This window comes from Streptomyces sp. NPDC001822 (assembly GCF_042892135.1).
Taxonomy (GTDB): Bacteria; Actinomycetota; Actinomycetes; order Streptomycetales; family Streptomycetaceae; genus Streptomyces.
This window is the reverse complement of record NZ_JBIATW010000016.1, coordinates 159,168-170,040: the sequence shown is the minus strand read 5'-3', so window position 1 is coordinate 170,040 and position 10,873 is coordinate 159,168. Positions and strand designations below refer to the sequence as shown.

Here is a 10,873-nt window from a genome sequence, read left to right as displayed (position 1 = left end):
CCGCACACCGACAAGCGGGTGTGCCAGCTGGCGGGACAGCACCACTACGAGGACCTCACCGCCTGCGGCGTGAAGATCTACCAGTACCAGCCCACCATGCTCCACACCAAGACGCTCACCGTGGACCGCGTGGCCTCGCTCATCGGGTCGACGAACTTCAACCGCCGCTCCCTGGACCACGACGAGGAAGTGATGCTCACGGTCCTGGACCCGGATTTCACCGCGACCCTGGACGAACACTTCGAGGAGGACGTGCAGCGCAGCGTGCTCATCGAGGAAGGCCGCTGGAAGCGGCGCTCCGTCGGCCAGCGGGCGCGGGAGGTCGCGATCCTGCCGATCCGTCGCTGGCTCTGAGGCGGGGCCGGCCGGGGTTCGCCCGGTCCCCCGGCCATCGGGGTGTGGCGCACCGCGCGCGGGGCATACGGGCATTCACCTGCTGTTCGGCGGGCGAGAGGGAGTGATGTCATGATCGAGTCTGTCGAGGCACAGCCGGGGGCGACCGCGGTGACGACGGAGCCCGTGCCCGATCTGCAACTACAGCTGCTCATCCAGTTGCTGGACAGGGAGATGCGGTCCAGCCTCCCGATCACCCTCACCCTCACCGGGGGTGTCCTGCACGGCGACGTGATCGGACACGAGGCGTGGAAGGCGGACTGGGCCAGGAGCCTGCGCCAGGTCGAGGGCGAGGGAGCGAACCTCATCGCGGAGTTCCCGGAGACCGTCGACCAGGGGATCAGGGAGCTGGGGGCCGGCGACGGGCCCTCGCAGCTGCCCCGCTGGATTCATCTCCGGGACGCGACACTGCTGTTCGGCGGCACGGGATCGCTGCGGCTTCCCCTGTGGCGCGGTCGGCTGGCCGATGTGTCGGGCTGGGCACTCGGCCGGCCGCAGTGACGCGCAGTCCGCGGCGGCACTCGGCGCCGGGAAGCGACGGCCGTGCGTGGGGGCCGTGTGTGAGGGCCGTATGTGGGGGCCGTGTGTCAGCGCGAAGCCGACGAGGACACCGACCGCCCCCGCCGGATCAGTCGCCCGACACCGCGAGTGGGCCGTCCGCGGCGAACGCCAGCCCAGCGAACCGTTCCCCCATGCGCAGGTGGGTGGCGGCGTCGGGGTGCAGGCCGTCGGGCAGCGGGAGTTCGGCGTGGTCCGCCTCACCGTAGAGCTCACGGCCGTCCAGGTAGTACAGGTGGGGGTCCTCCGCCGCACGCTGCTCGACGATGCGCGCCAGTTCGTCCCTGACGACGGTCAGGGTGAGTTTCCCGGCGGCGGTCTCCGCCGGATCGCCCGCCGCGCGGAACCGCAACCGGCCTTCGCCGAGCGCGGTGAGGTCGGGGGCGCTCGGCCCGGGCGTGTCCTCGTGGATGGGGCACAGGACGGGTGAGACGACCAGCAGCGGTGTGGTCGGGTGCCCTTCGCGGACGGTGTCGAGGAATCCGTGGACGGCGGGCGTGAAGGCGCGGAGGCGCATCAGGTCGGTGTTGACGAGGTTGATGCCGATCTTGATGCTGATCCGGTCGGCCGGGGTGTCCCTGAGCGCCCGGGCGGTGAACGGGTCGAGCAGGGCGCTGCCGCCGAGCCCGAGGTTGATCAGCGCCACACCGCCGAGAGCGGCGGCGCGGGCGGGCCAGGTGGCCGTCGGACTCGCGGCGTCGGACCCTTGACTGATCGAACTCCCGTGGTGCAGCCACACCTTGCGGCCCCCGGCAGGCATCGCCTCGACGGGGGCGTCCGCGCGCAGCGCGACCAGCAGTGTCGTCTCGTTGTGCGGGAGCCAGATCTCGACGTCCTTCACGCCGGGAGCCAGTCCGGCGAAACGGGCGGTGCCCACGTCCCCCGGCCGGACCTCGGCGGATCCCGTGCTCATGTCGATGGTCAGGGTGTCGCCGCCGGCCACCGTGGTGCTGTCGGCGAGACTGCCGTCGACGAGCAGGTCGTAGACACCGTCCGGCCGGGGCGGTGCGCCCACGTAGGTCCGCTTGGTCGGCAGGGTGTCCAGCTCCAGGACGGTGGCACGGGTACGCAGCGCGAGCCGCACCCCGGACGGCTGCGCCTCCGCCATGGCGAGCTGTGCGTCGGTGTTCCAGGCCCGCGCCCGGGCGGGAAGACGGTGCGGCAGCAGGCCGCGCTCGGTGCGTTCCAGTTCGAGGAAGCCACGCAGGAGGTGTCCGGTGAGCGGAATCTCCGTCAGCTCACCGTGCGTGCTGTCGTGGTGGGTGTTCATTCGCTGCCGCCTGTCCGGTCACGCGTGGCTGGTGGGGTTCGAGAGGGCCGGCTGGTGTCAGCGGGTCGCGGGCCAGTTCCGCAGCAGGGCGTCCAGTGCGTCCAGGACCCGCTCCCAGGTCTCCTGCGTGCCGGGTGAGCTGTGGCTGAAGCTGCCGCCGCTCTCCAGGCTGATGTAGCCGTGGAACACACTGCCCAGCAGCCTGACGGCGTGTGTCTGGTCCGGCTCCGTCAGGTCGTAGCCGCGCAGGATCGCCCGCGTCATCTGCGCGTGCCTCACTCCCGCGCTCGCGGCCGCCGCGTCGGGGGACAGCCGGAGCTGTGCCGCGGCGTAACGGCCCGGATGTTCCCGGGCGTAGTCGCGGTAGGCGTTCGCGAACGCCTCCAGGGCGTCCTTGCCCGCCCGTCCGGCCAGCGCCGCGGCGACGCGTTCCGCGAGTTCCGCCAGGGCGAGGAGGGCGATCCTGGTCCTGAGGTCCTGGGAGTTCTTCACGTGCGAGTACAGGCTCGCGTCCTTGACACCGAACCGCCGGGCGAGGGCCGCGACGGTGACCTTGTCGAAGCCGGCCTCGTCGGCCAGTTCCGCCCCGGCCTGAGCCAGTCGTTCCGCGTTCAGTCCCGCACGCACCATGGGCACCATCCTCATCGACGACTTCGATTATGCATCTGCCTAACTCTCCTAGGCAAATACCTATACCTATTCGGCACAGCATCACCGCTCCGCCCGTCCGTGTCAGCGACCTGTATGGACATGGGCCCCCTGCGTCAAGGAGGTGTCAGGGGCCGTCCCGGACAGCAGCAGGCCGGGGATAGCTTCGGTGCGCGCCCCGGATCGCCTCTCGCTCCCGGGCTCCGCCACCCGTCACGCACCCCTTGGAGAAGCCATGTGCCTGATCTCGTACGAAAGTGAACCCGAGCCCGAGGAACCGCTCCCGGCCGGGCCCCTCCATGTGCCCGTCCGGCCGGGAAGAGGTACGGAGGCGGCCGCCGTCCGGCTGTTCCGCACCCCCTTGGGCACCCGCACGGCCGTCGGTTTCACGAGCGCGGCGCGCCTGGCGGCGACGCTCGGCAGCGGCCAGGCGTCCATCCGGCTCTCGGAGGCGCTGCTGCGCACCCTGTGCGAACCGCTCGGGGCGCACCTGGTGACGGTCGACCCGACTCTGTCCGCTCCCGCGGTGGTCACCGCCTCCACACCCCGGCCGGTCCGCACTCCGGTCCGTACCGCCTGAACGGGAGCTGTTTCCATGACCGTCACCACACCGTCCGTGAACACCGCGGGCACCGACGACCTGTCCGTCTGGCCCGCCTCGACCGGACGTCTGCCCCGGGGGGACCTCGCCGTGGGCGGGGTTCCGCTGTCGGAGATCGCCCAGCGCTTCGACACACCGGTCTACGTACTGGACGAGGGCGAACTGAGGGCCCGGTGCAGAACCTACCGGGACGCCTTCCCGGAGGCCGAAGTGATGTACGCCGCCAAGGCGTTGCTCTGCCGGGCCGTCACCCGCTGGGTCGAGGAGGAAGGGCTCGGCATGGACGTGTGCTCGGCGGGCGAGCTGGAACTCGCGGTCGCCGGCGGATTTCCGCCGGAGCGCATGCTCCTGCACGGCAACGCGAAGTCCCCGCGCGACCTGGAGACCGCACTGCGGCTCGGGGTGGGAAGGATCGTGATCGACAGCCCGTCGGAGATCGCGCGCCTGGCCGCCGCCGTGGGGCCGCACGGTTCCCAGCGCGTCATGATCCGGGTCACGCCGGGCATATCCGCCGGCGGGCACGAGAAGATCCGTACGGGCACCGACGGCCAGAAGTTCGGGCTCTCCCTGACGGACGGGTCCGCACAGCACGCGATCGCCCGCGTCCTGAGCCAGCCGCAGTTGCGGCTGACCGGTCTGCACTGCCACATCGGCTCCCAGATCACGGACATCAAGCCCTATGTCACCTCCCTGCGCCGCATGGTCGGCCTGATGGCCAGGGTGCGCGACGTCCACGGCGTGGTCCTCCCCGAACTCGATCTGGGCGGCGGGCACGGCGTCGCCTACAGTCCCGGCGAGCCGTCGCTGGCGCTCCCCGCCCTCGCCCGCGCCCTGCGCGCGGAACTGGCGGCGAGCTGCGCCGCCGCACGGCTGGACGTACCGCGTCTGCTGATCGAGCCGGGGCGTGCCGTCGCGGGCCCTGCCGGGGTCGCGCTCTACCGCGTCCTGGCCGTCAAGCACGGCGGCGGCCAGGTCTTCGTGGCCGTCGACGGGGGCATGAGCGACAACCCCCGGCCCGCCCTCTACGGGGCGCGCTACGTCCCGCGCATGGTCGGCCGGGACTCCTCGGCCGCCCCCGTACGGGCGACCGTGGTGGGCAGGCACTGCGAGGCGGGGGACATCCTGGCCGCCGATGTCGAACTGCCCGGCGACATACGCCCGGGCGATCTGATCGCTGTGCCGGTGGCCGGCGCGTACCACCTGTCCATGGCCTCCGGATACAACATGGTCGGCAGGCCTCCGGTGGTGGCGGTCGGCGAGGGTTCGGCGCGGCTGCTCGTACGGCGGGAAACCCTCGACGACTTCCGCGCGAGGGACGTCGGGGAATAGGAGCGGCCGGAATCCGCAATTCGCGCTCGGGGGGCTGTCCCGGTATACCCCCGGGCCGTGCAGCAATGCGGGACGAGTGACGACCGCCCCGCGCCCGAGGATGTGCGGCCCGGCGTGTGACCATGCGCTGAAAAGCCTCGGGATGCGGAAATCGCGACCGTTAACCGAACGGTTTCGCCCGCCGGTTCTCAGTCCCCTCGCGCGGTGTTCTTGCTGGTCGTCGGCGTATCGGCGACCCGGGAACCCCGCCTCGGACCCCGGCCGGCCCTGCCGGCGTAGAGACCGCATCAAGAAAGCCTCGGCTCCCGTATGGAGCCCGTCAAAGGCGCTCGGGGGAGCACCGGTCCTGGGGTTTGCTTTCCATCGGCCACACCGGCCGATCCCATTTCATTCACTTCACACAGGAGCCCACGATGGCCGATCTGGCCTTCGTCATCACCACGGCAGCGGTATTCGCACTGGTGGCGTTCGTCGCGAGGGGAGTGACGAAGCTGTGACCGCCGAGAACATCGCCGGCCTGGTCGTGGCCGTCGCCCTGCTGGTCTATCTCGTCGTCGCGCTCGTACACCCGGAGAGGTTCTGAGCACCGAAATGAACCCTCTGACAGCAGGTGTGCTGCAGCTGCTCGCGCTGATCGGCGCGCTCGCGCTCGCATACCGTCCCCTCGGCGACTACATGGCCCGGGTCTACTCCTCCGAGAAGCATTACAAGCCGGAGAAGTGGATCTACAAGGCCATCGGCGCCAACCCGTCGACGTCGATGCGCTGGCCCGCCTACCTGCGGGGCGTGCTCGCCTTCTCCGTGGTGAGTGTCCTCTTCCTGTACGCGCTCCAGCGCCTGCAGGGCCACCTGCCCGGCTCGCTCGGCTTCGTGTCGATCGACCCGGACCAGGCGTTCAACACGGCGGCCTCCTTCGTCGCCAACACCAACTGGCAGTCGTACTACGGCGAGCAGGCCATGGGCCACGTCGTGCAGACCGGCGGCCTGGCGGTGCAGAACTTCGTCTCCGCGGCCGTGGGAATGGCCGTCGCCGTCGCCCTCGTGCGCGGTTTCTCGCGCCACCGCACCGGCGAGCTCGGCAACTTCTGGACGGACCTGGTCCGCGGCACCCTGCGCATCCTGCTGCCCATCTCGGTGATCGGCGCGATCGTGCTGGTCGCGAGCGGCGTGATCCAGAACTTCGCCGGCATCCACGACGTCGCGCAGTTCAACGGCGGCTCGCAGCAGTGGAACGGCGGCGCGGTGGCCTCGCAGGAGGTCATCAAGGAGCTCGGAACGAACGGCGGCGGCTACTTCAACGCCAACTCCGCCCACCCCTTCGAGAACCCCTCCCCGTTCACCAACCTCTTCGAGATCTTCCTCATCCTGGTGATCCCGTTCGCCCTGACCCGGACGTTCGGGCAGATGGTGGGCAACCTGCGCCAGGGTTACGCGATCCTCGCCGCGATGGTCACCGTCTGGGTCGGATTCACGGCCCTCATGATGTGGACCGAGTTCTCCCACCACGGCCCGGCCCTCGACCTCGCGGGCGGAGCGATGGAGGGCAAGGAGACACGCTTCGGTGTGGCCGGGTCGTCGATCTTCGCCGTGGCGACCACCCTGACGTCGACCGGTGCGGTGAACTCCTTCCACTCCTCGTACACGGGGCTGGGCGGCGGTATCACCCTGCTGGGCATGCAGTTGGGCGAGATCACCCCCGGCGGTGTCGGTTCCGGCCTCTACGGCATCCTGATCATGGCGATCATCGCGGTGTTCATCGCGGGGCTCATGGTCGGCCGTACACCGGAGTACCTCGGCAAGAAGATCGGCACCCGCGAGATCAAGCTCGCGGCCTGCTACATCCTGATCACCCCGGCGCTGGTGCTCGGGTTCACCGCCGTGGCGATGGCTCTGCCCACCCCCGGCGACTCCATGACCAACAGCGGGGCCCACGGGTTCTCCGAGATCCTCTACGCCTACACCTCCGGCGCCAACAACAACGGCTCGGCGTTCGCCGGGCTCAACGCCGACACGCAGTGGTTCAACAGCACCATCGGCATCGCGATGCTGCTGGGCCGTTTCCTGCCCATCGTGTTCGTCCTGGCCCTGGCCGGCTCGCTCGCCGAGCAACGCCCGGTACCCGCCACCGCGGGCACGCTGCGCACCGACAAGCCTCTCTACGCGGGGCTGCTCGTCGGCACGATCATCATCATCACCGGACTGACCTACTTCCCGGCCCTCGCGCTGGGACCGCTCGCCGAAGGACTCGCCTCATGAGTACCGTCACCCCCACCCGTGCGCCGCACGACGACCTCTCCGGCGGCGGCACGGCGGACTCGGGCCGAGTGGGCGGAGGCCTCTTCGACCCGAAGCAGATGCTCGCCTCCCTCCCCGACGCGGTCAGGAAGCTCGACCCCCGCGTCATGATCAAGTCACCCGTCATGTTCGTGGTGCTCGTCGGCTCGGTGGTCACCACCGTGCTGGCGGTCAAGGACCCCGGTGACTGGTTCGGCTGGGCGATCACCGCCTGGCTGTGGCTCACCACCCTCTTCGCGAACCTCGCCGAGGCGGTCGCGGAGGGCCGGGGCAAGGCCCAGGCCGACACCCTGCGCAAGGCGAGGACCGGCACGGTCGCCCGACGGCTCGAGGGACACGACGAGGTCGAGGTCCCCGGCACCGACCTGCGGATAGGCGACCTGGTCGTCTGCGAGGCGGGGGACGTCATACCCGGCGACGGCGACGTGGCCGAGGGTGTCGCGTCCGTCGACGAGTCCGCCATCACCGGCGAGTCCGCCCCGGTCATCCGGGAGTCGGGCGGCGACCGCAGCGCCGTGACCGGGGGCACGAAGGTGCTGTCCGACCGGATCGTCGTCAGGATCACCACCAAGCCCGGTGAGACCTTCATCGACCGGATGATCGCCCTGGTCGAGGGCGCGGCCCGTCAGAAGACCCCCAACGAGATCGCGCTCAACATCCTGCTCGCGTCGCTGACCGTCGTCTTCCTGCTCGCCGTCGTGACGCTGCAGCCCTTCGCGGTCTACGCCGGCGCCCGGCAGTCACTCATCGTGCTGACGGCCCTGCTCGTCTGCCTGATCCCGACCACCATCGGCGCGCTCCTCTCCGCGATCGGCATCGCGGGGATGGACCGCCTGGTCCAGCGCAACGTCCTGGCCATGTCCGGACGTGCGGTCGAGGCGGCGGGCGACGTCTCGACGCTCCTGCTCGACAAGACCGGCACGATCACGCTCGGAAACCGGCAGGCCGCCGAGTTCGTGCCCACCCGTGGGACGACGGAGGCCGAACTGGCCGACGCCGCACAGCTGTCGTCGCTGGCCGACGAGACTCCCGAGGGCAGGTCGATCGTGGTGCTCGCGAAGGAGAGGTACGGGCTGCGCGAACACGGCAGGGGCGAGCTCGCCGAGGCCACCTGGGTCCCCTTCACCGCCCAGACCCGCATGTCGGGTGTGGACGTGGACGGCCGCAAGGCGCGCAAGGGCGCGGCCGGTTCGGTCATCGCCTGGGTGCAGGAACGCGGCGGCCATGTCGCCGACGACGCCTCACTCCTCGCCGACCGGATCTCCGAGGCCGGCGGGACGCCGCTGCTGGTGGCGGTCGAGGACGGCGCCGGCGCCAGGATCCTGGGCGTCGTCCACCTCAAGGACGTCGTCAAGGCAGGTATGCGGGAGAGGTTCGACGAACTCCGCCGCATGGGCATCAAGACCGTCATGATCACCGGCGACAACCCGCTGACGGCGAAAGCCATCGCCGAGGAAGCCGGGGTGGACGACTTCCTCGCCGAGGCCACTCCCGAGGACAAGATGGCCCTCATCAAGCGGGAGCAGGCCGGCGGCAAGCTCGTCGCGATGACGGGTGACGGGACCAACGACGCGCCCGCGCTCGCGCAGGCCGACGTGGGCGTGGCGATGAACACCGGCACCTCGGCCGCCAAGGAGGCCGGGAACATGGTGGACCTGGACTCCGACCCCACCAAGCTCATCGAGATCGTGGAGATCGGCAAGCAGCTCCTCATCACCCGGGGAGCCCTGACCACGTTCTCCATCGCCAACGACGTCGCGAAGTACTTCGCGATCATCCCGGCCATGTTCGCGGTGGTGTACCCGGGCCTCGACAAGCTCAACGTGATGGGTCTGGCGTCGCCGGAGTCCGCGATCCTGTCGGCCGTCATCTTCAACGCGCTGATCATCGTCGCCCTCGTGCCGCTCGCCCTCAGGGGAGTGCGCTACCGGCCGACCGGCGCGGACAGGATGCTCCGGCGCAACCTCGGGATCTACGGACTCGGCGGCCTGGTCGCCCCGTTCATCGGCATCAAGGTCATCGATCTCCTCATCTCCCTCATCCCCGGGCTCTCCTGAGCCAGAAACGGCTGATCAGCCATGAACACCTCTCTCAAGAACACCGCCCGGCTGCTCGGGGCGGGGCTGCGCGCCCTGCTCGTCCTGACCGTCATCTGCGGCGTCCTCTACCCGCTCGCCGTCACGGGTGTCGCGCAGTCGCTGTTCAACGACAAGGCCGACGGTTCCGAGATCAGTGACGCGAGCGGCAGGACCGTCGGATCGTCGCTGATCGGGCAGACCTACAACCTGCCGAAGCAGAACCCCGACGATCCCGACGAGGCCGTGGCCCCCGATCTCAGGTGGTTCCAGCCCCGGCCGTCCAACGGCCTGGGCACCAACAGCGTGAACCAGCGGTACACGCTGATCCTCTCCGGCGCCACCAACCGCGCCGCGGACAACGAGGACCTGATCGGCTGGGTCAAGGACGCCAAAGCCGCGGTCGTGGCCGACAACTCCACCGCGGCCTACAAGGTCCGGCCCCAGGACGTGCCCGCCGACGCGGTCACCTCCTCCGGGTCCGGGCTCGATCCCGACATCTCCCCCGCCTACGCGAAGCTCCAGATACACAGGGTCGCCGAGCGCAACCACCTCACGGTGGAGCGGGTGACCGCGCTGGTCGCCGCGCACACCGAGGGCCGCACCCTCGGCTTCATGGGTGAGCCCCGCGTCAACGTCCTGGAGCTGAACAGCGCGCTCAAGGACCTGGGCAAGGGCTGAACCCCGGAGCACGGCGAGCGCAGGGCGGCGGCGGATCCTCCGTGGATCTGCCGCCGCCCTGCGCTCGCGGTCGAATACGGCAGCCGAGTTGTCGTCTCCTCACACCTTCGGCACACAAGTTCCCTATTCTGGTCGCCGAGTGATCAACCATTGCTGCCCACACAGGAGTTCACCGTGCCCCGACCCGACGACGATGCACCCGCCCCGCGCATCGACACCAGCCGACCGCATCCCGCCCGGATGTACGACTGGTTCCTCGGGGGCAAGGACAACTACCCGGTGGACGAGGCGATGGGCCGTCAGATGCTGGCCGTCGAACCCGGCGTACCGGTCATGGCCAAGGTGAACCGCGCCTTCATGCACCGTGCGACGCGCTGGCTGACGAGCCAGGGCATCCGGCAGTTCCTCGACATCGGCACCGGCATACCCACCGAGCCCAACCTCCACCAGGTCGCCCAGCAGGCGGCACCCGACACGCGCGTCGTCTACTGCGACAACGACCCGATCGTGCTGGCGCACGCCGAGGCCCTGCTGAAGGGCACCCCGGAGGGTGCGATCGACTACGTCGAGGCCGACGCCCGCGATGTCGACTCCATCCTCGAACGGGCCGGGAAGACCCTGGACTTCAGCCGGCCGGTCGCCCTGTCGATGATCGCCCTGCTGCACTTCGTCAGCGACGAGGACGGTGCGTACGAGCTGGTGGAGCGGCTGACCGGGGTGCTCGCGCCGGGCAGTCACGTGGTGATCTCCCACCTCACCGCCGACTTCCATCCCGCGGCGGCCGGCAAGGTCGACGAGCTGTACAAGGCCAACACGCTGACGCTGGCGCCCCGGAGCCGCGACCGCTTCGCCCGCTTCTTCGACGGCCTCGACATCGTGGAGCCGGGCATCGTGGCGGCGGAGGCCTGGCACCCGGAGCTAGGAGAGCCGGTCCCCGGCCAGGACGACGTCATCAGCGCCGGATACGTGGCGGTGGGCCGCACGTCGTAAGGGATCGACCGTACGGGCGGCGGGCGGCGGGCG

The 10,873-nt window shown here is 70.1% G+C and carries 11 protein-coding genes; 9 read left to right on the top strand and 2 right to left on the bottom strand.

Annotated elements, in window-relative coordinates; translation table 11 throughout:
- Together ACFYY2_RS29635 and ACFYY2_RS29630 are read left to right on the top strand one after the other, a co-directional pair.
- Nucleotides 1-354: phospholipase D-like domain-containing protein (locus ACFYY2_RS29635; protein WP_388748641.1), on the top strand; the 354-nt coding region annotated here is incomplete at its 5' end.
- Between the two features lie 111 nt (nt 355-465).
- Nucleotides 466-894: a hypothetical protein gene (locus tag ACFYY2_RS29630; RefSeq protein WP_388748639.1), complete on the top strand. Its 429-nt coding sequence runs from the start codon at nt 466-468 to the stop codon at nt 892-894.
- A gap of 127 nt (nt 895-1,021) precedes the next feature.
- On the opposite strand, the gene ACFYY2_RS29625 is transcribed toward ACFYY2_RS29630, so the two are convergent.
- Nucleotides 1,022-2,221 (bottom strand): GDSL-type esterase/lipase family protein, encoded by a 1,200-nt coding sequence (locus tag ACFYY2_RS29625; protein ID WP_388748637.1) that lies wholly within the window; start codon nt 2,219-2,221, stop codon nt 1,022-1,024.
- Between the two features lie 57 nt (nt 2,222-2,278).
- Nucleotides 2,279-2,851 (bottom strand): TetR/AcrR family transcriptional regulator, encoded by a 573-nt coding sequence (locus ACFYY2_RS29620; RefSeq protein WP_388748635.1) that lies wholly within the window; start codon nt 2,849-2,851, stop codon nt 2,279-2,281.
- Between the two features lie 253 nt (nt 2,852-3,104).
- On the opposite strand from ACFYY2_RS29620, the gene ACFYY2_RS29615 reads away from it, so the two are divergent.
- The 7 genes from ACFYY2_RS29615 to ACFYY2_RS29585 all read left to right on the top strand — a co-directional run bounded on the left by ACFYY2_RS29615 (nt 3,105) and on the right by ACFYY2_RS29585 (nt 10,840).
- Nucleotides 3,105-3,449: an SAV_915 family protein gene (locus ACFYY2_RS29615; protein ID WP_388748633.1), complete on the top strand. Its 345-nt coding sequence runs from the start codon at nt 3,105-3,107 to the stop codon at nt 3,447-3,449.
- 15 nt (nt 3,450-3,464) lie between these two features.
- Nucleotides 3,465-4,799, top strand: a complete 1,335-nt coding sequence (gene lysA / locus ACFYY2_RS29610; protein ID WP_388748631.1) for a diaminopimelate decarboxylase — start codon at nt 3,465-3,467, stop codon at nt 4,797-4,799.
- 493 nt (nt 4,800-5,292) lie between these two features.
- Nucleotides 5,293-5,382, top strand: coding sequence for a K(+)-transporting ATPase subunit F (kdpF, locus tag ACFYY2_RS29605; protein ID WP_329034804.1), 90 nt, complete (start codon nt 5,293-5,295; stop codon nt 5,380-5,382).
- Between the two features lie 8 nt (nt 5,383-5,390).
- A complete protein-coding gene (gene kdpA / locus ACFYY2_RS29600; RefSeq protein WP_388748628.1) occupies nt 5,391-7,055 on the top strand; it encodes a potassium-transporting ATPase subunit KdpA in 1,665 nt (554 codons plus the stop codon).
- The gene (gene kdpB / locus ACFYY2_RS29595; RefSeq protein WP_388748626.1) at nt 7,052-9,151 is read left to right on the top strand and encodes a potassium-transporting ATPase subunit KdpB; all 2,100 of its coding nucleotides are present in this window, start codon (nt 7,052-7,054) and stop codon (nt 9,149-9,151) included. Before kdpA ends, kdpB begins: the two co-directional genes overlap by 4 nt.
- A 21-nt stretch (nt 9,152-9,172) precedes the next feature.
- Entirely contained in the window at nt 9,173-9,850 is a 678-nt protein-coding gene (locus tag ACFYY2_RS29590; RefSeq protein WP_388748624.1) for a potassium-transporting ATPase subunit C, read from the top strand.
- 174 nt (nt 9,851-10,024) lie between these two features.
- Nucleotides 10,025-10,840 carry an SAM-dependent methyltransferase gene (locus tag ACFYY2_RS29585; RefSeq protein ID WP_388748622.1) on the top strand — a complete coding sequence of 272 codons (816 nt, stop codon included), beginning with the start codon at nt 10,025-10,027 and terminating at the stop codon, nt 10,838-10,840.
- The last annotated feature ends 33 nt before the right edge of the window (nt 10,841-10,873 follow it).

What these genes read in the sequence shown, in the direction of transcription:
- ACFYY2_RS29630 (WP_388748639.1), top strand. Translation starts at nt 466, where the DNA reads ATGATCGAGTCTGTCGAGGCACAGCCGGGGGCGACCGCGGTGACGACG.
- ACFYY2_RS29625 (WP_388748637.1), bottom strand. Translation starts at nt 2,221, where the DNA reads ATGAACACCCACCACGACAGCACGCACGGTGAGCTGACGGAGATTCCG.
- ACFYY2_RS29620 (WP_388748635.1), bottom strand. Translation starts at nt 2,851, where the DNA reads ATGGTGCGTGCGGGACTGAACGCGGAACGACTGGCTCAGGCCGGGGCG.
- ACFYY2_RS29615 (WP_388748633.1), top strand. Translation starts at nt 3,105, where the DNA reads ATGTGCCTGATCTCGTACGAAAGTGAACCCGAGCCCGAGGAACCGCTC.
- lysA (WP_388748631.1), top strand. Translation starts at nt 3,465, where the DNA reads ATGACCGTCACCACACCGTCCGTGAACACCGCGGGCACCGACGACCTG.
- kdpA (WP_388748628.1), top strand. Translation starts at nt 5,391, where the DNA reads ATGAACCCTCTGACAGCAGGTGTGCTGCAGCTGCTCGCGCTGATCGGC.
- kdpB (WP_388748626.1), top strand. Translation starts at nt 7,052, where the DNA reads ATGAGTACCGTCACCCCCACCCGTGCGCCGCACGACGACCTCTCCGGC.
- ACFYY2_RS29590 (WP_388748624.1), top strand. Translation starts at nt 9,173, where the DNA reads ATGAACACCTCTCTCAAGAACACCGCCCGGCTGCTCGGGGCGGGGCTG.